General features: G+C 41.2%; 18 protein-coding genes and 1 pseudogene. 8 read left to right on the top strand and 11 right to left on the bottom strand.

Annotation, left to right across the window (positions count from 1 at the left end):
• Positions 1-126: 126 nt before the first annotated feature.
• The 4 genes from essC to JOD45_RS00760 are packed head-to-tail and all read right to left on the bottom strand — an operon-like array spanning position 127 to position 6,132.
• A complete protein-coding gene (essC, locus tag JOD45_RS00775) occupies positions 127-4,152 on the bottom strand; it encodes a type VII secretion protein EssC (RefSeq protein WP_205001922.1) in 4,026 nt (1,341 codons plus the stop codon).
• 13 nt (positions 4,153-4,165) lie between these two features.
• On the bottom strand, positions 4,166-4,537 hold the full coding sequence (locus tag JOD45_RS00770) for a ubiquitin family protein (protein ID WP_205001920.1): 372 nt from the start codon (positions 4,535-4,537) through the stop codon (positions 4,166-4,168).
• A gap of 14 nt (positions 4,538-4,551) precedes the next feature.
• The gene (locus JOD45_RS00765; protein WP_205001918.1) at positions 4,552-5,352 is read right to left on the bottom strand and encodes a protein phosphatase 2C domain-containing protein; all 801 of its coding nucleotides are present in this window, start codon (positions 5,350-5,352) and stop codon (positions 4,552-4,554) included.
• A 15-nt stretch (positions 5,353-5,367) separates the two neighbouring features.
• Complete coding sequence (locus JOD45_RS00760) at positions 5,368-6,132, bottom strand: vWA domain-containing protein (RefSeq protein WP_205001916.1); 765 nt, start codon at positions 6,130-6,132, stop codon at positions 5,368-5,370.
• A gap of 219 nt (positions 6,133-6,351) precedes the next feature.
• On the opposite strand from JOD45_RS00760, the gene JOD45_RS00755 reads away from it, so the two are divergent.
• From JOD45_RS00755 to JOD45_RS00725, 7 genes are all read left to right on the top strand, one after another.
• On the top strand, positions 6,352-6,813 hold the full coding sequence (locus tag JOD45_RS00755) for an RDD family protein (RefSeq protein WP_205001914.1): 462 nt from the start codon (positions 6,352-6,354) through the stop codon (positions 6,811-6,813).
• A gap of 248 nt (positions 6,814-7,061) precedes the next feature.
• The gene (locus JOD45_RS00750) at positions 7,062-7,460 is read left to right on the top strand and encodes a hypothetical protein (RefSeq protein ID WP_239548979.1); all 399 of its coding nucleotides are present in this window, start codon (positions 7,062-7,064) and stop codon (positions 7,458-7,460) included.
• Between the two features lie 211 nt (positions 7,461-7,671).
• The gene (locus JOD45_RS00745; RefSeq protein ID WP_205001912.1) at positions 7,672-8,031 is read left to right on the top strand and encodes a hypothetical protein; all 360 of its coding nucleotides are present in this window, start codon (positions 7,672-7,674) and stop codon (positions 8,029-8,031) included.
• Positions 7,976-8,254 carry a hypothetical protein gene (locus JOD45_RS00740; protein WP_205001910.1) on the top strand — a complete coding sequence of 93 codons (279 nt, stop codon included), beginning with the start codon at positions 7,976-7,978 and terminating at the stop codon, positions 8,252-8,254. Before JOD45_RS00745 ends, JOD45_RS00740 begins: the two co-directional genes overlap by 56 nt.
• Positions 8,255-8,719: 465 nt before the next feature.
• Positions 8,720-9,370, top strand: coding sequence for a YkoP family protein (locus JOD45_RS00735; RefSeq protein WP_205001908.1), 651 nt, complete (start codon positions 8,720-8,722; stop codon positions 9,368-9,370).
• Between the two features lie 157 nt (positions 9,371-9,527).
• Complete coding sequence (locus JOD45_RS00730) at positions 9,528-10,706, top strand: M20 family metallopeptidase (protein ID WP_239548978.1); 1,179 nt, start codon at positions 9,528-9,530, stop codon at positions 10,704-10,706.
• A 97-nt stretch (positions 10,707-10,803) separates the two neighbouring features.
• The gene (locus JOD45_RS00725; RefSeq protein ID WP_205001907.1) at positions 10,804-11,979 is read left to right on the top strand and encodes a hypothetical protein; all 1,176 of its coding nucleotides are present in this window, start codon (positions 10,804-10,806) and stop codon (positions 11,977-11,979) included.
• Positions 11,980-12,101: 122 nt separating this feature from the next.
• On the opposite strand, the gene JOD45_RS00720 is transcribed toward JOD45_RS00725, so the two are convergent.
• Together JOD45_RS00720 and JOD45_RS00715 are read right to left on the bottom strand one after the other, a co-directional pair.
• Positions 12,102-13,580 carry a sodium:solute symporter family protein gene (locus tag JOD45_RS00720; protein WP_205001905.1) on the bottom strand — a complete coding sequence of 493 codons (1,479 nt, stop codon included), beginning with the start codon at positions 13,578-13,580 and terminating at the stop codon, positions 12,102-12,104.
• Entirely contained in the window at positions 13,573-13,779 is a 207-nt protein-coding gene (locus tag JOD45_RS00715) for a DUF3311 domain-containing protein (protein ID WP_205002176.1), read from the bottom strand. The genes JOD45_RS00720 and JOD45_RS00715 overlap by 8 nt, the downstream gene beginning before the upstream one ends.
• 719 nt (positions 13,780-14,498) lie before the next feature.
• Here JOD45_RS00715 and JOD45_RS00710 point away from each other — a divergent pair.
• Positions 14,499-14,618 (top strand): annotated as a pseudogene (locus tag JOD45_RS00710) (NAD(+)--rifampin ADP-ribosyltransferase); the annotation flags it as partial.
• Between the two features lie 377 nt (positions 14,619-14,995).
• Here the strand turns inward: JOD45_RS00710 and JOD45_RS00705 are convergent.
• The 5 genes from JOD45_RS00705 to JOD45_RS00685 form a co-directional block, all read right to left on the bottom strand.
• On the bottom strand, positions 14,996-16,483 hold the full coding sequence (locus JOD45_RS00705) for an amino acid permease (RefSeq protein WP_205001903.1): 1,488 nt from the start codon (positions 16,481-16,483) through the stop codon (positions 14,996-14,998).
• Positions 16,484-16,876: 393 nt separating this feature from the next.
• Positions 16,877-18,727, bottom strand: coding sequence for an asparagine synthase (glutamine-hydrolyzing) (gene asnB / locus JOD45_RS00700; RefSeq protein WP_205001901.1), 1,851 nt, complete (start codon positions 18,725-18,727; stop codon positions 16,877-16,879).
• 343 nt (positions 18,728-19,070) lie between these two features.
• Positions 19,071-20,138, bottom strand: a complete 1,068-nt coding sequence (locus JOD45_RS00695) for a branched-chain amino acid aminotransferase (protein ID WP_205001899.1) — start codon at positions 20,136-20,138, stop codon at positions 19,071-19,073.
• A 92-nt stretch (positions 20,139-20,230) separates the two neighbouring features.
• The gene (locus JOD45_RS00690; RefSeq protein WP_205001897.1) at positions 20,231-21,292 is read right to left on the bottom strand and encodes a tartrate dehydrogenase; all 1,062 of its coding nucleotides are present in this window, start codon (positions 21,290-21,292) and stop codon (positions 20,231-20,233) included.
• A 226-nt stretch (positions 21,293-21,518) separates the two neighbouring features.
• Complete coding sequence (locus tag JOD45_RS00685; protein ID WP_205001895.1) at positions 21,519-22,745, bottom strand: aminopeptidase; 1,227 nt, start codon at positions 22,743-22,745, stop codon at positions 21,519-21,521.
• Between the last annotated feature and the right edge of the window lie 87 nt (positions 22,746-22,832).

Below are 22,832 nucleotides of genomic sequence, written 5' to 3'. Positions count from 1 at the left end.
TCATTGAATAGGATAAATTAATTTAACGTGAACAGCCCTGAAATAAGGTATAAAGACCTTGGTACAAAGACCCTGTAATGTACAAGTTTTTAAACACTTATTTAAAACAGGACTTTTATCACATGATTAACGTTTGTTAGTGCCGGCAGCATATTTCTTATAAATCCGATTTAACCATTCATTTCTCGAATCCGGATGACCAAACGGCATCGCGATTTTAACTTTGGTTTCCCTGCCTTTAATCATATAACCGTCGCCTGCAGGCAATTCTTTGTCCGTTTCGGAGTGCGGCAGCCTTATATTAAAGAAATACAAATCACTGTTCAGCGTTGAGCCCAGCAAAAAGCCGACGTATTTTTTCTTAATATTCATAAACCATGGGTCGCTTGTATTTATGCTTGAAAGTGTGCCCGCTATTAAGAAATGAACATTTTTAAGCCGCGCCTGTTTTGTCAATTTATCGAGATGATCTTTCATTTCAAAGTCCATATTCATTTGCTGCATCAAGTTATCAACATCATCAATGACAATAACGAGCGGTGCGTAAGTCTCCTCATCATCATCAAATCCCGGCATGTTCCCGAAGGCGAGGCTTGATTGCTTGCGTTCATCAACGATTTTCGCCAGATTGGCGATTAATTCTTTAGCCTGAGACAGATCATTGGCACAGCCTTTAACATGCGGCAATTTAGCCAATGTCATCAGTCCTTTTAATTTTGGTTCCAATTCAATAAAGTAGAGATCTATCCCGTCCGGTGAATATTGATAGGCTAATGACAGCACCAATGTCTGCAGCAGTGATGTTTTGCCCGACTCCACTCTGCCAGTCACAAAGACATGGTCAGCCTCATCTAATTGAATCGTTTGGCATTCAAGGTCTTCAACATCAAGGCCAAACGGCAGCTCCTTCGTTTCTTCCGGCGGAAATTGGCTCATAAGCTGGTCTAAGCTTATCTCTTTTGGCAGCATAGCGATTTCCTTTGCCGGTTCTCCATGCCATTCCTCGGCCATTTTCTCAGACCATCTTCTGATGAATGCCACTCTTTCAAGCTCATTGACCCCGTCATATGGCAGCATGGCTTGAAAGACTTGAGGCGGATTTTGGCCTTTGACAAAACCACGGCCTTCCGGAAGATTCTCTGTTGAGATATCCGGCCGTCCGACGGCGTAATAATAATCAGTATGATCTGCCAGCTCAAATGAAACGGCTGAAACAAAATTGCTGCGGTAGCGTTCAAATATATCATTGGTTTGATTGACAGTCACTAAGACGATCAGCCCGTAGGTCGCGCCTTCCCTTAGCAATATTTCAAGCTGTTCATTTTCAGTTTGAAAACTTGTTTTAAACCTTTGATAGCCGTCAATCATCAAAATCAGCGCCGGCATGTCCGCACCAGATACGCTTCTGTAAGTTTTTAACGAGCCAACGCCCTCACTCGCAAATAATTCTTTTCGTCTGCTGAGTTCTTTTAGGAAAAACTTTAGCATCCGCTGCATCTTTTCTGTTTCATCTTCATGTACAACAGACCCGACATGAGGAAACTTAGCAAATTCTCTCATTTGCCGGCTGAAGTCGATTATATATACATGCAAGTCCCTGGGTGCATGATTAAAGAACAGAGACATTAATATGGATTGCAAAAAGGTTGTCTTTCCTGAGCCCGGCATACCGTAAATGATCAGATGCCCTTCATTTAAATCAAGCTTCAGTGGATATTGCGCTTGATTTTTCACATCATCAATTATGCCGGCATTAGGCTCCAGCCAATCCTTTTCTTCTTCCCATGCTGCCGGAGTCCAGCTGTCGATAGAAACGATCTTAGAAAGTGGGAGCTGTTCAGGAAGCGGTTCCTGCCAAGGGCCCGGCAGCGGCTTAATATTGTGTTTCTCTGCTTCTTCTTTTATATAATCAATCAGCACTTGTATTTGTTTCAAATGCGATTCTTCACCGTCATCTATTTTTTGTTTTTGAGTTGTTGAACCATCAAGATTCACTTCGGCAATAACAATTTCTTCAGACTCTGTTTCGTCTTTAGGTTGGTAATCGGCACCGCTCCATGCGGATTGGAAATATTCCAGCACTTCATTATTGCCCACTTGGAAATAACCGCGTCCGGGAACATTGATTCTTGAAGCGTTCGGGATTTGAATCATCTCCCGGCTGTCATTATCATCCTGCACGCGCAAGCAAATGCGGAAGCGCGAGTTGCTCCAGATTTTTTCATCGACAACCCCGGCAGGCTTTTGTGTGGCTAATAATAAGTGAACACCCAGTGTACGCCCGATCGCCGCAATACTGATCAGTTCATCCATAAATTCCGGCTGGTCTTTCTTTAACTGGGCAAATTCATCAATAATGATAAATAAATGAGGCAGCGGTTCTTTTTTGCGCCATTCCGATTGGAAATACTCGTCAATATGTTGAATATTTCCCGCCATATTAAAGAGTTTCTGTCTTCTTTCCAGTTCCGCTCTCAAAGACGTCTTCGCTCTCGAGATTAATTGAGGGTCTTCAAGGTTCGTTATTGTGGCAATGACATGCGGAAGACCCTGGAATGTATTTGACATCCCGCCGCCTTTATAGTCAATCAGCATAAAGGCCATCTCATGCGGATGATAATTTACAGCAAGCGATAAAATTAATGATTGAATGACTTCACTCTTGCCTGAACCTGTGGTCCCCGCCATTAAACCGTGCGGGCCCTGGCCTTTCTTTTCAATTTTATCGTGAATGTTTAATGTCACTTCTTTTCTGCCTTCGCGAACCCCTATTGGCACAGGCAATGTCAAAGGACAGCGGTTCTTGTTCCACTTAGATATGACGTCCAGTTCTTCAACGCGGTTGACATGGTACATTTCAAGGAATGTCAACACCTTTGGTATAATGCCGGCAATTGATTGTTTCACGCGCAGCGGTGCGATTTCTCTTGCCATCGCTTTTGCATCCACTAATGAGAAATGATCTAGAGCTACCTTTTCCAGCCCTGTAAATTTAATTTCATCGTCTGTTGAGAAAGTTTCGTACAGCTGGGCAACACCGTCTTGGACCTCAATAATTAATTCACATTCCATCGGCAAGTCTTCTTTTTTCTTTGCCATGATAAATGTGCACGCGCCAACGTTTTCCCCTTCATTAAGAATAAGCGGAAGGATACCGTCATCCTCAAGCATGGACACATTAGGCAGAAGGAAAATATACTCAGGTATGTTTGTTTTCCGGTCTTTTTTTGATCCCTTTTCCAGCTTGCGAATATTTAATGTACTGTACAGTTTTTCAAACAGCTTCCGGGCCATGGCATCTCCCTCTGCTATAAATCGCGATTCGCGATTTTCATCCCAAATATGCGGAAGCCATCTCATCCAATGCCATTCTTCTTTTTCTTGTTCCTCGTAAGCTGCTGCTAATTTCACTTCTTCCGGGGAATGATGTGTGACAAGCTGGAGGATCAGGACACGAGCCAGTTCAAGAATGTCTTGACGGTCACCGACAAGACCGACCACCCTTTTTTCTTTTAGCGGAATAGTTACAGGCACCTTCGCCAAGGAACGATAATCAGACTTCAGCTTTTGCGCTTCAGCGATGAGCGGGTTAACATCGTAGCCGTCTTGTTCCGGGACACGAATATTAATTTGAAAAGGCCGCGTGCCCAGCCCGATGCGAAGATTTAGAAAGTCTTCTGTGTTAGGGGTCCTCTCCCATAAAGCACTGTCCCGCTCATGAATTCTTTGTACGCAATCATCCGGATTCGGATTCATTTCACGCAAAAAACGAACTTGTCTGTCGCGTATTTCTTCAATCTCTTCACGGTGGCGGTCAATTTGCTGAAGATATTCGTTTTGAAGTTTGGCGACTTCTTTCTTATGTACTTTTTTCTTTCGGAAGAACATGCCGATTGTCGCAATGTATGAACCTAACATCGGAATGCTCATCGCCATCATAAACAGTGCATAGTATCCGCTTTTAAATAGCGTTTTTGATAAATAATACATAATAAGCACTGTTGCGATCGTTAAAAAAATAGGAATGACCATCGTTTCAAAACTAAATTTGGGCGCCATTGGCTCCCTTTTCGGGTTATGTACGATGATCTTTCCTGTCGGCAATGTTAATTTAAGCCGCGGAGACCGTTTAAAGTATGGTGATTTTCGCATATATCATCCCTCGTTAATCTATGATTTTCCACGCATGGCCTGTATGATTGTGATCATCGCCATTTTCTCCCGCATGATCTAAAAAGGCATAGCCATGTTTTTCAACATCCTTTTCTGTCCGCAATGAAGAAACAGCTTCTTTGCTCAACCGCAAAAAAGCGCCGTCCCAAATTCCTGCACTTTCAAAGGTTTGATGTTTTTCTAGGCGGAACCAGTGCTTAAGGTCAAATGAGTATTCCAAGTCATGAATGCCGCCGGTCCGGCTGTGCCCATGACCAAGCCATTCATGTAAAGCCATTGCGATAGACTGACTTTCAATATGATTCGGCAAGGATAAGTCTATTTCTCTATCATAATGAATAAAGGTTACAATAATAGATGACATCTTTCTCACTCTCCCTACCATAAAAGTTCTAAAAAGGAAATATCGTCGCTTGCGGGTGAATCTAATGATTTTGACATATAATATGGAAGGAACTCGGCAGACGGTATAGTCTTAAACTGATCAATGACCTGAAAGCCATCGGAGTAAACGGCTAAATGGTCAATACAGTTGTCAACATCGGATGAAACAAACGTTTGGAGGCCTCCGTTTACCAAACCTCTCTTTGTTGACCAGCGTTGATTGCTATTCAAATCATGCCCTAAGAGATTAGTGATTTCTTCTTCCTGATCCCATAAGCGGATGCGGGAATCTCCGGCCCAAGCCAAAAATACATTTGCTTCATTGGCTACCGGACTGAGCATATCCACTCTGCCGCAAACAAACATAGCCTCGCTGCCTTGCTTTCTTTTTTCCTCTAAAACATCTTTTAATAATACAGGCATAGACGGCGGCAGCGTTTTTTTATCCACCAGCTCAGTCGCTTCGTCAACAATATCATGAAGATACGCCTCAAGCCGCTCTTTCATCACATCTTTATCCTGCAAGTCTTTTAAATGAAAAACTTTCAGCCAATCCATTAATTTATGTGACAAGAACCTCGCAGCAATGTCCCCGCAAAAGGATAAGCTGACACCATCACAAAGCACAAAGGCACACGACCGGTCGTCAATTTTAAAAATCAAATAATCTTGTCCAACATCATTATGCTGCTGCGTTTCATTGGATCTGGCATAGCCGTACAAACAAAAAAACGGATCTTCATATAAGCGGTTTATAGGTGTTTCAGACCTTTGATCGCATAAAAATGAAAACATATACTCACTCCTAATCTATCGAACGGGTGTGGCTGCTGACATCTGAAACCCGAGCGATACCAAATCGCCGTTTGTTCCCGGCAGCATCATCAAAGCACCAGGTTCTATTTGATATCCCGTTTCAACCATCATTTCCCGATAACTTTCAGGCAAAGGACTGGAAAGCCTTTTCAGTTTCATGCCGTATTCATCATTCAGCCTGGTATCCGGCATAATGCCCGGCCATCTTTTCGGATCAGCAATCGGTTCAGCCATTATTTCATCAGAAATGAAAATGTTTTCTACCAAAACACGGCCGTCAGGAACTTTTAGCTCCATAATCCGCTTAACGACCGGCTCGGGATCTTCGCCTGTATAGGCACCGTCAGTCATGTGGCAAACTAGAGGCGCCGGACAATCTTGCAATCCCGGAAGTTCTTTGAGCAAAATTTTTTCCACCGATGCAAAAGCCTTTGCTGTATCCGTTAAACGCTGTGTTTTAATATTCTCAAGCGGTTTCATTCTCGCCACTTCATCTATGCTTTTGATGCCGCCAAGAACATCAAAAACACGATCGCTGTATGCCAAAATTGAAATTTTGTATCGCGGACTTAATCTGGAGCCTTTCGTGGAACGGAAAACCATCTGGCGGATAGCAGAATTCAATGCTGCGGTCACAACATCCATCCGCCTTTTTTGTTCCCCTCCGGCATCCATTAATTGATCCATTGATGCACTGATGTCCAGCAAATAAATAATATAAGCCGGTGTTTGTTGTGTCGCTTGAATTCGATAATCCATACGTTTCTACTCCTAAATGTCATAGTTCAATATTCTTTAAGGTTAATTAATTTTATTGTAAGAAAAAAATAAGGAAAAGTGTAGATATAAGTGAATTTTCTTCTGTAACTAGGACAAAATAACCATTTTCCGGTTATTTTACATATCGTGGCCTTTTTGAAGGATTTTGTGGTATAGTGTAGATAATTATCTCATTTAATCTAAGAAAGGAGACTATTGATGGATGTTGGAAATACCGCAATAACTGAACAATACGCTGGAGATGCAAACAAACACGCGGGTTTTTGGATACGCTTTCTGGCCGTCATTTTAGATGGTATTTTTGTGTTTTTTGCTATATTCGTCCTTGTCTTCATCGGCGAACTGATATCGGCCTTAACCGAAACCGCCAGCATTGGCATAATTTTTATCATCATTGCATACATCGGTGCGATTTTATATCAAGTTGTTTTGCCGGCAACCCAACTTCAGGGGACGCTGGGAAAATATATTCTTGGTTTGAAAATTATTCACCAAAACGGAAATAGGATTGGCATCGGCAGATCGATTTGCCGCAGTCTATCCTGTACGTTATCCGGCATGATTCTATACATAGGCTACATGATGGCTGGATTTACAAAAGAAAAAACAGCCTTGCATGATATGATTTGCAGCACTTATGTCGTTTATAAAAATAAATAAGCTTCATTCCCTGCGAACAGCCAAGAAAATATATAAATGTGCAAAAGTTCAAAAAACTATGAGCCGTTTTGCTTTCTAGCTAGAATCTGTTTATGGCTTAAGCATTAAAAATTCTCTTATATTAAGATGTCCTTATCATTGCACAGCATCGAAAGGACATCTATTTTTATGTTTCAAACAACTCACATATTGATCCCCCTATCGCCATATGTATAAACATAAATATTAAGATGGATGGGGGTTAGACCTTGCCACATACCAGCGATGTCAAAATCACCGAAAGTATGGTTAAAAGATTTCATGAATTAAATTTAAAAGCAAAAGAAATTGAAGATGAACTTTCGGAACTGAAAAAGAAGTTTAATCATTATTTTGATCACACACTTGGAGAAAATGCTAAGGGTGAATGGGCGTTCGGCCATTTAAAGCTGCAGCGGCAAATAAGGAAATCCGAAAAGTTTAACGAAGAAAAAACAGTTAAAAAACTAGAGGAATTAAACTTGCTTGACTGCATCGAAACTGTAAAGAAGCCTAATAAAGAAAAAATTAACGCTGCGGTCACATTAGGTTTGCTCTCTCCTTATGATCTTGAAGAATGCCTGATTAAAAGGGTTTCAAAGGTCATTGTCGTACGAAAACAAGAATAACTTTCCCTCTTCCCGATTGTTTGCAGCAATCGGGCTCCCTTTTTCTTCGCCTTGGCTGCCTTATTTTTGTCCGGGACTTTTTTACTATTATCGACACTTATCATTCTCCTTATATTTTTTTCGTGTATAATTACATACAAATCTAGCTTATATAAGGTTTGATTTGCTTTAGGCAGACGCTATTAATGCCGGCTTTTCAGCGAATGCAAAGATGAACAAAAGGGATGGTGACATTTTGAAGCTGGAATACTTAAACCCTGAGGAATATGAAGAAGCGGCCAGAATCATTGAGCAAAACATTGATGAACTTCGGGTGGTTGACCAAAGAGTTCAATCCATTGTCTCCTCTTTGGAAGATTGGCAAACATCAGAAAAACAAACTTTTATTGATGACCATAAGAGACTGATAAGTATGATCAGCCGGCAAATTGAATTCTTACATAACAAAAGCAGGGAACTAAGAATCTTAGCTGAGCACATTAGACAAGAAAAGATACGAGCAAGGATGACGAAACATGGACAATTTGAAAATTATTCCCGCCCAATTAAAAGAAGCGGCTGGCAGAATTGAACTTGAAAACATTGCTGTACAAAATATCAGCCGACAAGTCAATGCTTCACTTAACCATCTGCCAATCGGCGGAGAAAATATCCCTTTTGATAACATTTCAGTTATTTTATCCAGTATGAGCGACGTTCTTAATCGGACGGCTCAGGCTTTTGAGGATGCTGATAAGCCGCTAAGCGGCGGGACAAACTCTGGATTGCCACCTGTTTCAAAAGAACAGGATTAAGCCAATTCAGCGGTGAATCATTGGATACGCTTCCTAATATCGATGTTCAATCCAGGTGATAAAATGCTTTTTTTATCACATTCAAATACAGATTGTCAAATTATTTCGCAAACGGTGAGCGTTTGCTTTTTTTGTTAAAGCTCTTACCATATGATTGGCGCATATAAATAATGTCTGGAGCTGAAATGATAAAGGATGCATCTTCCCGCCTTATTTAATATATAGATAAAAGTAATCAAAATATGCGATGAAGTGAGAAAGAGGTGCAAATCTCCTCTGAATGAATGCTTCTTCAGCCAAAAAAGGAATGAGCCTTTAGCGCCCTTTTTTCATACAATTGTATTACCATCGTTTCCCTTCTCAAATACAGGATATATTTTCCCTTTTTTCGGGTATGTTATCATTAGCCAATATTTTAAAAAGCCATAATTGATTTTTTTATGATGAGAAAAGGAGAAATTACAAATGTGGTTAAGGCGGTTGGCATTAACATTATGGAATATTGTTGATCCTATTTATTATTCTTTCTCACACTTAAACGATATTGGAAAAAATGAAAGAAAAAGCAATATATTCAGGGTAAAATTAACGCGCTATAAAGGGCGAGACGTCACTTTTCCCGATGGAACCGAAATCAGAAAGAATGACCTTGTTGTCAAAATCCACTTGCATAATGCTAAATTATTAATGGAAATGCACGTACTAAAAAATGATATTCAGCGAATCCTCCACTTATATAAACAAATTAAGGGGTCTTTGCCGGGAGTTGCGAAATTTGTTAATGAACACCCGCTGAATGCGCATATTAAAGGTATTGTAGGCATTACCATGCTTAACAGCCGCTGTGAAAAATTAAGCTTTGTGAAAGTTGAAATATCAAGTAAATGCTATAAAATATTTAAATACTTGGCCTTTTTACCTATTCATTTATTATCAACGTCAAAAATCTCCATATCGAAACTTAAAAAACATCCTCCCGCTTATTTATTTATGACGAAACAGACATTGCTGGAAAGATATTTAGTAAAAAGCAAAAAACTGTATAACCTCGAAAAGAATCCTGCTTTCATGTCAGAAGCAAATAATGAGCAGGTACCGGAACTCGGTGAAATATAACAACGAGGGAACTTGCCCTCGTTGTTTTTATCAGCTGGAATCACTTGCAATGCCTTGAAAACAGCTCGTTAAATATCTGAAAATTTCATATTGACACAAAAATGAGTGTCCCATATAATTAGGACTAATATCTTATATTCTCGAGAGGAGCGATGTCATGACATTAACAACTCAAATCAATGATTTAGTCAACAGTGTTAAACAAGACGTGATTCAATGGAGGAGACATCTCCATCAAAATCCTGAATTATCTTTTGAAGAGAAAGAAACATCACAATTTGTTTATGAAAAACTGCTGTCATTTGGGCATTTAGAAGTTTACCGTCCCACTGAAACAAGCGTCGTCGCCCGCCTGATTGGAAAATCACCGGGAAAAGTAATCGCCATGCGCGCAGACATGGATGCTTTGCCTATTATAGAAGAAAATGATTTTGAATTCGCTTCCAAAAATAAAGGCATCATGCATGCGTGCGGCCATGATGGACACACTGCCATGCTTTTGGGCGCAGCGAAAATTCTCTCGCAATTGAAAAATGACATTAACGGCGAAGTAAGATTTATATTCCAGCATGCCGAAGAGCTTCCTCCCGGGGGCGCTCGGGAAATGGTTGAAGCCGGTGTCATGGATGATGTTGATGAAATCATTGGGCTGCATTTAATGTCGCCGCTCCCAAAAGGAAAAATAGGTATAGGCTATGGCCCGATTACAGCCAATGCAGATACTTTTGAAATAAAAATCCATGGCAAGGGCAGCCATGCTTCTCAGCCGGAAAATGCCGTTGATCCGATTGCAATTGGTTCGCAGGTTGTCAATAACTTGCAGCATATTGTTTCCCGCAATATTGATCCGATTGAACAGCTTGTTATTTCCGTGACTCAATTCCATGGCGGCACAGCAAATAACATCATCCCTCAATCAATTAACTTGGGCGGAACTGTGCGAAGCTTTAATCCTGAGGTCCGCAGCCAAGCGCCAAAATTAATGGAGAAAATCATTAAAGGAATCACCGACGCCCACGGCGCTTCCTATGAGTTTGACTATCATTTCGGATATGCCAGCGTTATAAATGATGAAAGAGTGACAGCAAAAATGGAAGAATTGATTGAGGAGGAGTTTGGAAAGGAATATATCGAATACCCGCCAGCCATAATGGGCGGAGAAGATTTCTCAGCTTTCTTAACTAAAGCTCCCGGATGCTTTATTCCAGTTGGAGCCGGCAATATTAAAAAGGGCATCACGGCCCCGCATCATCATCCCAAATTTACCGTAGATGAGGATGCGTTGGAAGACGGCGTTAAAATCTTGGTTAACGTACCGTTTAAACTGCTTAAATAACTTTTTAGGAATTAATGAGTTTTTGACGGAGCGGACGACAACCATAATTCATTTGTCTCTAAAAAGAGAATATTAGCATGATTTAAGGAGGAATCGAATGTTACATGATCCTACTGTAGCAACAGCGATTATTTTATGTATCATCGTTGTTGGAGAAATTATCTCTATCGCCACGCGGGCAAAAATCCCGATGCTGCTTATCGCGCTTCTTGGTTATCTTACTCTCACTTGGACAGGAATATTGCCGAAAAAAACGATTATAGATTCCACATTCGTTCAAGTCGGCGCTGTGCTTGGCTCAGCGCCGATTATTGTTCATATGGGAACTTTAATCCCCATTAAAACAATGAAGGTTCAATGGAGAGCCGCATTCATCGCACTCTTTGGCATTATCATTTCCAGTTTCCTTATCCTCACGATTGTCACATTTGTGTTCGATTATAAAACGGCTGTTTCAGGGGTCGGACCTCTAACAGGCGGTATCATTGCCTTCCTGATTACCTCTCAGAAATTAAAAGCCTTAGGTTTGACCAGTTTAATGGCTATTCCCGTTTTGATCCTGTCATTTCAGAGCTTATTTGGAATGCCGCTAACTGCAAATTTACTTAGGAAACACGCGCTTAAGCTGCGTGAATCTATGGAAAACGGCAATTATGTGGCTGCTGCAATAGCGGATGACGCTTCAAATTTTGAAGCAAAAGCAAAAACATGGATTCCAGAAAGGTATCAAACAACGACTATTTTATTTTTTCAAGTTATTATCGGCGGTGCTTTAGCGGTTATTCTAGGCCATTATACTCATATTTCATACAGCTTGTGGGCGCTTGCAATTGGCATTATAGGCAGATATGCCGGTTTTTACCCTGATCGGGTCATGGAGCGGGCAAACGCATTTACTGCCGGCATGATCGGCCTTATATTCATGGTGACCGTCTCATTAAATGACATTACACCTATGATGTTTTTTAAAACATTGCCGCAAATGCTCCTCATTATCATTATTGGTATTACAGGTATTGTTATTGGAGGGTATATAGCATCCAAAATTGTCGGATGGGATCCATTTAAGGGCATTCCCGTAGCTTTAACTGCGACGTTCGGTTTCCCCGGAGATTACTTAATCAGTGAGGAAATCAGCCGAAGTGTGAGCCGAAATAAAGAAGAGGAAAAGGCTATTTTCGACGAAATATTAACCCCAATGTTAATCGGCGGCTTTACCACCGTAACAATTGGCTCCGTTGTTATTGCGAGCATATTAATGGGAACGCTATGATTAATGATTGAAAGGCTTCCCTCTAATAAAATAAAAAGTCACTTTTCCGAAATAGAAAAGTGACTTTCTGTTGTGTTAAACATCTCATGCAGTCCTCGCCTTTGCCTTCCCATTAAAACCTATCAACCAATATTTACTTCAGCCTCTTCGTCTATTTGCACGCTTCTGCTCTTCTTAGTTACCAGGCTGACAACGGCCATCACAACAATATTGACAACCATGGCCACAACGCCGATATTTAGATCTTTAAAGGCTTGCGGCAAACTTGGAAACAGACTGGCAATTGCAGCGCCTGAAATGGTCGTATAGGCAACAACTGCTATTCCGGCAATGATACCGCAAGCTGCACCCGCTTTAGTGATTGGATTGCGTTTCAGCAAGCTAAACGCAACGGATGGGAAAAGCTGCGTCACTAAGCTGTATCCCATCAGCAGAAGAGGCACAAGAGCGGTTCCGCCTTTTAGCGTCGCAAACACGGTTATTAATGCAATAAACGGCACCAGGTACTTTGCCAGCTTTGAAACGGTTTGGTCCGGCACTTTAGGTGCAAGCACTTGAACAACGTTTTTGGATAACATGACAGCTGAAGTCATTAATATTAATGAACCCGGAACGATGGCTGTCAACAATCCCGCAGCACCAATTAATCCAATGAACCATGGATCAAAAGTCTTTTCCGATAACCGCAGCAATGAAAGATCGCCGTTTTTCAAACCGGGAACTTGCAGAACAGCCGCAAAGCCCACTAAAAATACAAACATTAAAATCAATTGATACAAAGGCATGAAAATGGCATTTTTTCTAAATACATTTGGACTTTTGGCTGAAAAAGACGCCCCAAGCGTGTGCGGCCACATATAAGCGCCCAGAGAGGTCAACAAAACGGTAGATATAAACCATGAAGTGCTCAATCCTTTATCCTGAAGAGCAGTAAACCCCGGCTTTGCCTCATTAATCGCTTTAAACATCGGCTCAAAACCGCCGTAATAATGAAATGGCAAATAAATGCCTAGAAAGATGCACACAGCCAGAATCATAAAGTCCTTAAGAACTGCTGTCCAGGCAGAACCATGAATGCCCGAAACCATGACGTAAACAGTAACCGAAATCGCTCCAATCCATACAGCCAGCGTTGGGGAAATGATGCCATAAGAAGCTTCGGATACGATGATGCCCAGCCCCTGAAATTGAGTAACAAGATAAGGAATCATCGCAATAACGCCTACAAGCGCAACTAACACGCCAAGGTATGGACTGTTATATTTTTTTGTAAAATAATCAGATTGCGACATAAGCCGGTGCTTATTGGCATATTTCCAAATGGGAGGAAGAAGATAATACGAAATCACATACATCAGCGCCCCATAGCCGAGAATATAAAAGGCTGCACCGCCTTTACTGTATGCCCAGCCGCTCCCTCCCAAAAATGTAAAGGTTGTGTAGATTTCACCGGCCATTAAAAGAAAAATGAATATGCTGCCAAAACCCCTCCCGCCAACAGTCCACTGTTCAAGGTCCATATCCCTGCCTTTTTTTGCTTGAATGCCGAGAAAAATAGTGATCAATAAAAAGACGGCCATAATGATCAGTGCGCTATTCATTGGCGGTTTCCTCCTCTTTATTTTGAGGATCAAACTTGTAGACAATGGCTAGAGTAATAGAAGTTAAAAAGAGCCACAAAAGCAGCCAAAAGATCATAAAAGGCAGTCCCAGAACATAGGGCGTTACCCTGTTTGCAAAAATAATTCCAACTAATATGCCCAGAAAAGGCAATATGGAGAGCAGATGGATATATTTCATCACAGATTTCCTTCCTTTCTATTAACTTTGATAGCTTCCTCAAAAAACTTCAAATCTGTCCCTTACACAATGTCACATCCTTTCGTAAGCATGCCTCTATTATTGTTCAACACAGATCATGATACGGAATGGTTTGAAATTCTTCTTGGGCCGCAATGGCAAAAATAAAGGATGCCTGGTTATTACACTATCTTTATCGAATTTAAATTTAAAAGTTTTCAATGTTAACAGATAAATCGCGGCAGCTGCCCCCATTTGTCAGATGATTCAGTATTTTTAAAAGAGAGCTTTTGCCATTCCCATATAACTAAGTCTATTCAATGTTTAAAATTGCAGCGGCATGGGCCAGAAAGCCGCCGCCTAATGATTACTTTTAGTATATTATCTTTATTGCTCTTCTCTTTGAGTATTGTGTTTATTACAAATCGCTTCATCACTAAAAAGAATAATAAGACGGTACATGAGATGACAAAACAATAGCATCTGTTAAATATGAATAACATGTGTTATATGAACAGACTTAAAATATTTCCAAATATATAAAACTATAAGTAAATGAATCTTATCACGACTATCTTTTCCTTTCAAGAATAATGTAAATGTCTTAGAAGAAAAGTTTTTATGAAGAAGTGAAAACAAACCAACGGATGCTTCCCGAAAAACATTGATGGGGATGCTTCGCGGGTTGTTAAACTGACAACTTTAATGGACATGGATCTCCTTTGAAAATAATAGCTGAATTAGGTTCATGGGAAAGACATTCCGATGAAGAAATAAATCACATGCTGACGTATTTAAAAAAATTACGAGATCAAGGAAAATACGTCATATACGATTAATTCTAAAATTGATAAAGTCTTGACGTAAGAGATCCAAAAAACAACTTTTACAACGGTTTTCGTTTCCGGCGCCGAAGCACGCCAAGATGTGTAATAGCCAGACCTTGAGTTTTCCTCCTTCTATCATCATTTCTTATTTTTTATCATGGATTTAATACATGCCTCATTCATCTTTAAGTCATTATGATCCCCCCTTGTTATAAAAGTTTGACACCAATGTTTTACCGCATTTTTCATACAAGTAAAAAATGGCAATGATTATTCGAAAAGACAAAAAAATGTGAGCATCTGACTTGCAGATGCTCACGTTAACAGCTCAATTTTACTGTTCTTCCCCATTTAAAGTACGGGGCTAAAACGGTTTTTCTCTTAAACCTTTAATCATATTTTTTGACAAAATCAAAATCAAACTCGCATTCTTGTAAAGGTACAACCTTGGTTTTCTTTATCCACTTGTATCCGAACCATAAACAAAGGAAAAGCGGTATGCCCATATAAGCGGCAATGAGGCTGCCCCAATCGATATGGTCAGATAAAAACGCTTGGTAATCTTGAGCTAAAATAACGATTAATCCGATAACAATCGAAAAAATAGGTCCAAACGGATACCATTTGGCACGGTACGGCAGCTTGTCCAGTGAGTGGCCTTGAGCTCTAAAGGCTTTGCGGAATCGATAGTGGCTGATGGAAATGCCAAGCCAGAAAATAAAGCCTGTGATGCCGACTGAATTCATCAGCCATACGTAAACCTTGCCGTCACCGAAAATGGATGCAAAAAAGGCAAGCATACCGACAATGGTTGTTAGAACCATTGCTGCTACCGGGACGCCGCGTTTATTAAGCTTGGCGAAAATGCGCGGAGCCTGTCCAACCTTCGCCATTGAATACAACATTCGTGTTGATGCATAAAGACTTGAGTTGCCGGCGGATAGCACCGCTGTCAGAATAACCGCGTTCATAACTGAAGCGGCAAAGGCAAGCCCTGCCTTTTTAAATACTAATGTGAATGGGCTGACCATCACATTATCGCTTTGCAAATGGTGATTCGTATAAGGAATGATAAGGCCGATCACAAGTATCGCCAACACATAAAAGAGCAGGATTCTCCAGAAAATACTTTTGACGGCTTTCGGGACATTTTTGGCCGGGTCTTCGCTTTCACCGGCTGCGACACCGACAATTTCCGATCCTTGAAAAGAAAAACCTGCGGCAATAAAAATGCTGAAGACGCCTATAAAGCCGCCTGAAAAAGGCGCTTTTCCAACGGTAAAGTTTTTAAAGCCTATCGCTTCGCCGCCCATAATGCCGAAAATCATTAATGTACCGACAATTATAAAAATAATAACTGTGGCTACTTTAATAAAAGAAAACCAATACTCGCCTTCGCCATATCCTTTAACGGACAAGTAATTCAAAAAGAAAATGATCAATAGAAACAATAAACTCCAGAGCAATGACGGGCTGTGCGGAAACCAAAATTTCATGACCATGGTTGAAGCTGTCAGTTCGGCGGCAATGGTCATTGCCCAGCTGTACCAGTAGTTCCAGCCTAAGGCGAAGCCAAACGCCGGATCAACGAATTTTGTCCCATAGGTGCTGAAAGCCCCGCTTGTCGGCATAAATGCAGACATTTCGCCCAAGCTTGTCATGACAAAAAAGACCATTGTTCCAATCAGTGCATAGGCAAGCACTGCACCGCCCGGGCCGGCTGTGCTTATCGCCGCACCGCTTCCAAGAAAGAGGCCTGTGCCTATAGCTCCTCCTATAGAAATCATTGTTAAATGGCGTGATTTCAGGCCTCGTTTTAATTTTTGTTCCGTTTGTTCAGACTGTTGTAAGCCTTTCTTCTCTAGCTGTACTGTCATCCTTTTTTCAGTCCTTCCTTTTTTGTATGACTGCTTATAAAATTAGAAATATTTTAAAGGAATAGCCGTGTTAAGCGCTTACAAATTTTGTGTGATTTTCTTGTTTAATAAATAGCCATACTTCTAAAAAGTGTTGTTTTTCCAAAAACACAATTTAAACCGCTTCTTTTTATAATTTATGCAAATTTCATGCCAATGTTTGAAATGCTGTCAATTAACAAAATAATTCAACAATAGGCGATTTGCTGTTAAAATATTTTGCATCATCTGCAATAAAAATAGCAGCAACGCAAAATGATTTTGCGGTTTCAATTCTTGCCTGAGACAGACGCCTGCCGCCGGATGAACATCTATGTTAATGAGACGAAAGACGCCCTTCCTATAGGCGTCTTTCTAACATTCTTCTATTTTGACATGGTATTCTTCCAGCCAGTAATTCATTTGTGCCAAATGGGCAATTAATTGCGGACCGGACATTAACTGTCCAAACCACGGAACCTTGAAAGCCGCTCCGCCAGAATCCGCAATTTCCTGAACGCGATTCTTGTCAACAAGCTCTAAAAGCGGTGCGGATGGATCATTAATAATATCTTTCAGCCATTTTGTCACTGCTTCTGTATACTTAGGATGATAAGTTTTCGGGTAAGGACTCTTCTTCCGGTAGAGCACCTCTTCGGGAAGCATGCCTTCAAGCGCTTTGCGCAATATGCCTTTTTCCCTGCCGTTGAGCATTTTCATTTCCCATGGTATATTCCATACATACTCTACCAGCCTATGGTCAGCAAATGGGACGCGAACTTCCAGGCTTGCCCCCATGCTCATTCTGTCTTTTCGATCTAAAAGAGCGGTCATAAACCAAATCATATTTAGATAAAATAGTTCTCTTCTGCTGGCATCGATCCCGGTTTCTCCTTCAAGCCTTGGGGTTTCTTTAATCGTTTCTTCAAAACGTCCAAGAGAATACTCTTTGAGTTTCAAACGGTTTTGCCATTTATCATTAAGCAAGGCCTGGCGCGCTTCGGTGGATCGCATCCATGGAAATCCCTCTTTGGCTGATGTTTCCGGACTATGAAACCATGGATATCCGCCAAAAATCTCATCAGCGCATTCGCCTGACAAAGCAACCGTTGCCCCGCGTTTAATGCCCTCACAGAACCAAAGCAATGATGCATCGACATCCGCATATCCCGGCATGTCGCGGATATGAATCGCTTTTTTCAAATAATTAACAAGCGATTCGTTATCAATCACTAAATTATGATGTGATGTCCCTAAGAACTGTGAAGCCATTCGAATATAAGCGCCGTCAGCATTGGGCAAAAACTTATCGCTTTTGAAATATTTATCGTTTTCTTGATAATCTATTGAATAAGTATCAAGCGGCCATTGGTCTTTTTGCCTAAAGACGCTTGCCGCAACCGACGTAATCGCGCTTGAATCTACCCCTCCCGATAAAAAGGTTGCCACCGGTACGTCCGCATATAGCTGTCTTGTTACCGCATCAGTGAATAACGCCTTTACATAGGCGACAGTTTCGTCAATATCTTCCAAATGCTCACGACTTTGCACATTCCAATAACGCCATACTTTCAAGCCATTCTTAGTATAGATCAATGCATGAGCAGGCCTTAGGTCATTAATGCCTTTATAAACACCGTGCCCCGGCGTTTTAGAAGGGCCTAAGCCGAAGACCTCTGATAATCCTTCTCGATCAACGACAGCCTCAACATCCGGGTGAGTTAATATGGCTTTTAATTCAGAACCAAATAATAGACTGCCGTTGGATTCTCTGTAAAAAAACGGTTTAACGCCTAAACGGTCGCGTGCTGCAAATAACTTTTGTTTTGTTTCATCCCAAATCGCAAAGGCAAAAATGCCGTTAAATTTCTCTAAGCAGTCTTCACCCCATTCAATATATGATGACAGCAGAACTTCAGTATCCGAATGACCTTTAAACGTATGTCCTAACTCAAGCAAGGTTCGTCTAATATCTTCTGTGTTGTAAAGCTCGCCATTATAAACCATTGTATAAGTCTGACCGTTCATGGACTTTTGCATCGGCTGCATTCCGCCGTTAGGGTCAACCACGATCAATCTGGTGTGTCCAAAGGCCGCCCGCGGAGACACCCATGTATTAAGATCATCAGGTCCGCGATGCTCAATGCTCTTCGCCATCTGATGGATAGTTTCCGACTCATACCTTAAGTCTTTGCTCCAGTCAATCCATCCTGTTATTCCGCACATCTTGGCTCATCCTCTCTCTTTGAAACTGCTCGTAGCCTCTCTTTAGATTATGAAGGCGACTGTCTCTATGTGATTAACTCAAAAGTTTAGAGCTTAACATTCTTTCAAGTTTTTTCCTCATATTTATCATATAAAAAAACAGACCGTTGGATGACTGAACGGTCTGTACTTATTTAAAATACACAAGCTCAAATCAACGCTCCGCCGCTTATTTATTAACAAGGAGCCGGTGAGGGATTTGCTAGAATTGAAGCATGGCTTATTAAATCATCTTCCAAAAAAACACCCCAAAGGTTAGATTGTTACTCTAACTTTTGGGGTGCAGTACAAAAAGGGACGTTTTCTAAAGCTCTACTGTCCAATTAAGAATGTCTTCTTCCTTTCCCAATTGAATATTTGTAATCGCTTCGTACAGGCGCATTGATAAATCGCCTATTTGATTGCCGTTAACAATGATATGTTCATCTTTCCATTTTAATTCGCCAACTGGTGAAATAACAGCCGCAGTACCTGCTCCGAAGACTTCTTCCAGTTCGCCGTTGTGATAAGCATTAAATACGTCTTCAACAGATATGCGTTCTTCTCGAACCGGGATGCCCCAATGTTTGAGCAGCTGAATAACCGAATCCCTCGTAATGCCGCCAAGGATGCTGCCATTCAGTTCAGGCGTAATCACTTCGCCTTTCACCTTGAAAAAGATATTCATGCTTCCCACTTCTTCAATATATTTCTTTTCAATCGCATCCAGCCAAAGCACTTGATCATAGCCTTGTTCTTCTGCTTCTTCCTGGGCTTTTAAGCTGGCCGCGTAGTTGCCGGAAGTTTTGACATAGCCTACGCCGCCGGGCACCGCACGGACATATTTGTCTTCTACGTAGATTTTAGTCGGTGTTAATTGTCCGGAATAATAAGAGCCTACCGGAGACAGGATAACCATCAATTTATATTGTTCTGAAGGTCTGACACCCAAATAAGGTTCCGTTGCGATAATAAAAGGCCGAATATATAAAGATGTCCCTTCTTCATCAGGAATCCAGTCTTTCTCCAAATCTACTAATTGTTTGATGGCTTCTAACACCACATCTTCGTCAAGCGGCGGAATGCTTATTCTTTCACATGATAAATTCAGCCTTCTTATATTTTTGTCCGGTCTAAATAACAGAACTTTTCCTTCCTTGGTCTTATAAGCTTTTAAACCTTCAAAAATCGCCTGTCCATAATGAAAAACCATTGATGACGGTTCAAGCACCAGAGGTTCATAAGGGGTAATCTTCGGTCCATGCCAGCCTTTATCTTTTGTATAATCCATAACAAACATGTAATCTGTAAAATATTTTCCGAACCCTAATGATCCAACAGAAGGCTTGCTTTTCTTCTCATTGGTTTTGACTAATTCGATCACTTGATTCACTCTTAGCATCCCTTTCCTATTTGTCTGACTCTCTATATTTCATTAGATTATATCAAGCGCCTGATGAAATGTACATCTGAAAGTTTTATTTTTTAAAAAGAATTTTTCAGTTTGCTGATCACAGCCTCAGTGACTTCTTTTGTTGTTGCCTTGCCGCCTAAATCAGGCGTTTTGATACCTGATTCAAGCACACTTTCCATGGCGGAAAGCAATTGATCGCCGAGTTCATTCTCGCCAAAATGGTCAAGCATCATTTTAGCTGTCCACATTTGTCCGATCGGGTTGGCGATCCCCTTCCCGGCAATATCTGGCGCTGATCCATGAACCGGCTCAAACATTGACGGATATTTGCCGTTTAAATTGATATTGGCGGACGGTGCAATGCCGATGCTCCCCATGATTGCTGCACCAATATCAGTTAATATATCTCCAAATAAATTGCTGGCAACAATCACATCGAACGCTTCAGGCTGAGAGACAAGAAAAGCCGCTAACGCATCAATATGTACTTTTCTTGTATTGATATGAGGATAATCTTGGGCGGTTTCTTGAAAAACCTCGTCCCAAAAAGGCATTGAATGGACGATGCCGTTTGATTTTGTTGCGCTTGTAACATGACGGCGCCTCTTTTCCGCTAACATAAACGCATAATCCATTGCCCGGCGCGTGCCTTTTTTCGTAAAAACAGCATTTTGGACAGCTATCTGATCACCGCCTTGATGAATACGCCCGCCCGACTCGCTGTATTCACCTTCGCTGTTCTCTCTGACCACAATAAAGTCAAAGTCCTTTGGATCACGAAGCGGCGAACGCACGCCTTTGATATGTTTTGCCGGACGAATGTTTACGACTTGTTCAAATGATCGGCGAATATGAATTAACAATCCCCATAAAGAAATATGATCTGGCACCTTATTCGGATCACCGACAGCTCCAAGGAAAATGGCATCGTGTGTCTTTAGCCGATCAAGACCATCTTCCGGCATCATCACACCATGTTCCAAATAATAATCACAGTTCCACGGATAATGTGTAAAATGAAAAGTTAATCCTCCATGAAGTTCAGCGGCTGTTTCCAAAACCCTTACAGCCTCAGAAACGACTTCTTTGCCTATTCCGTCTCCTGGTATGACTGCTATATTGAAGTCCTTCATTTCTACACCCCCTTAATATGATGAAACATTATAAATATTCTAATATCATCTTATCACAAAATCATCTGTATAGGAAAAGATCATTTCAAAAACAGCCGGGGAACCCCGGCTGTTTTTAGATGCTTTTTACGTTTCACCCTCAGTTATAAGAGACACGAATCATCCCTCTGAATCATATTTCCATTCATTTATCCCAAGAACAACAGGCAAGCATCTGTCATGTCTATTAAAACGCCCAGTTGCCGCTGCGGAAAATCGGCTCACGCGTGCCATCTGCCAATATGCCGTCAATATCCATTTCTTCAGAGCCTATCATAAAGTCGACATGCGTAATACTGATGTTTAAGCCGTTTTCCTTTAGCTCCTCTTCATCCATTTGTTTCCCGCCTTCTATACAAAACGCATAGGCGCTGCCGATGGCTAAGTGGTTTGAAGCATTTTCGTCGAATAACGTGTTGTAGAATAAAATATTTGATTGGGAGATAGGCGATTGATGCGGGACTAGAGCAGCTTCGCCGATGTAGCGGGAACCTTCATCGGATTCTACCAGCTTTCTTAAAATGGCTTCTCCCTGTTCCGCCTTCACATCAACAATGCGCCCATTTTCAAAAGTTATGGTGAAATTATCGATGATATTGCCGCCGTAACTCAACGGTTTTGTATTGGTCACATAACCGTCAATACCATCTTTTTGCGGTGCGGTAAAGACTTCCTCTGTCGGCATATTTGCCATAAATGGTACACCCTGCTCATTTTCACTTCCTGCCCCGACCCAGACATGCTTCTCAGGCAGTTTAATCGTCAAATCCGTCCCAGGCGCTTTGTAGTGAAGCTTTTGATATTTTTTGCGGTTTAACAGATCGACTTTGCGGTGCAATGTTTGATTGTGATCTTTCCAAGCTTGCACAGGGTCTTCCCTGTCAATCCGGGTGGCTGTAAAAATGGCTTCCCACAGCTTTTCAACACATTGCTCATCATTTGGAAAAACTTTTTTGGCCCAAGCTTCAGATGCTGCAGCAACAACTGTCCAGCTTATTTTATCCGACTGTATATATTGTCTAAACTTATTGAGCGCTTTTCCTGAAGCTTTTTGGAAATTAGAAATACGTTCCGGATCGATCCCTTTGAGCAAATCCGGGTTGTTGGAAACGATGGAAATAAAAGCCGCCCCTTTCTCTGCAAGCTGCTCTTTTTCCTTGACTTTCCATTCAGGAACTTCTTTAAAAACTTCTTCATCGGCTTTTTCATATTTGAGCCGGGTGGTATGATCATCCGTCCAATCAATATGGACATTCTTCGCCCCTGAATCATAAGCATGTTTTGTCACGAGACGCGTCAATGGCGCCGACTCTATGCTTGATGATATTAATACCTCTTGACCTTTTTGAACGTTGACGCCTACCTTGACAATAAGCTCCGCGTATTTATCCAGCTTTTCTTGAAAAATAGCCATATGTATTCTCCTTTACCATCATTTATCTTTATTTTATCAAAGCAGCTGTTTGAATAGCCATCTTTACAGCGGAAAGCGCCGCCGATG

Source organism: Scopulibacillus daqui (assembly GCF_016908855.1).
Lineage (GTDB): Bacteria > Bacillota > Bacilli > Bacillales > Sporolactobacillaceae > Scopulibacillus_A > Scopulibacillus_A daqui.
The sequence above is the reverse complement of the archived record's forward strand: the minus strand, read 5'-3'. Positions and strand labels throughout refer to the sequence as shown.

Coding starts and splice junctions, on each gene's coding strand:
- JOD45_RS00690 (WP_205001897.1), bottom strand. CDS start 21,292: ATGAAGGACTTCAATATAGCAGTCATACCAGGAGACGGAATAGGCAAA.
- JOD45_RS00705 (WP_205001903.1), bottom strand. CDS start 16,483: ATGACAGTACAGCTAGAGAAGAAAGGCTTACAACAGTCTGAACAAACG.
- JOD45_RS00770 (WP_205001920.1), bottom strand. CDS start 4,537: ATGTCATCTATTATTGTAACCTTTATTCATTATGATAGAGAAATAGAC.
- JOD45_RS00755 (WP_205001914.1), top strand. CDS start 6,352: ATGGATGTTGGAAATACCGCAATAACTGAACAATACGCTGGAGATGCA.
- asnB (WP_205001901.1), bottom strand. CDS start 18,727: ATGTGCGGAATAACAGGATGGATTGACTGGAGCAAAGACTTAAGGTAT.
- JOD45_RS00735 (WP_205001908.1), top strand. CDS start 8,720: ATGTGGTTAAGGCGGTTGGCATTAACATTATGGAATATTGTTGATCCT.
- JOD45_RS00740 (WP_205001910.1), top strand. CDS start 7,976: ATGGACAATTTGAAAATTATTCCCGCCCAATTAAAAGAAGCGGCTGGC.
- JOD45_RS00760 (WP_205001916.1), bottom strand. CDS start 6,132: ATGGATTATCGAATTCAAGCGACACAACAAACACCGGCTTATATTATT.
- JOD45_RS00725 (WP_205001907.1), top strand. CDS start 10,804: ATGTTACATGATCCTACTGTAGCAACAGCGATTATTTTATGTATCATC.
- JOD45_RS00765 (WP_205001918.1), bottom strand. CDS start 5,352: ATGTTTTCATTTTTATGCGATCAAAGGTCTGAAACACCTATAAACCGC.
- essC (WP_205001922.1), bottom strand. CDS start 4,152: ATGCGAAAATCACCATACTTTAAACGGTCTCCGCGGCTTAAATTAACA.
- JOD45_RS00685 (WP_205001895.1), bottom strand. CDS start 22,745: ATGGCTATTTTTCAAGAAAAGCTGGATAAATACGCGGAGCTTATTGTC.
- JOD45_RS00745 (WP_205001912.1), top strand. CDS start 7,672: ATGAACAAAAGGGATGGTGACATTTTGAAGCTGGAATACTTAAACCCT.
- JOD45_RS00715 (WP_205002176.1), bottom strand. CDS start 13,779: ATGAAATATATCCATCTGCTCTCCATATTGCCTTTTCTGGGCATATTA.
- JOD45_RS00730 (WP_239548978.1), top strand. CDS start 9,528: ATGACATTAACAACTCAAATCAATGATTTAGTCAACAGTGTTAAACAA.
- JOD45_RS00720 (WP_205001905.1), bottom strand. CDS start 13,580: ATGAATAGCGCACTGATCATTATGGCCGTCTTTTTATTGATCACTATT.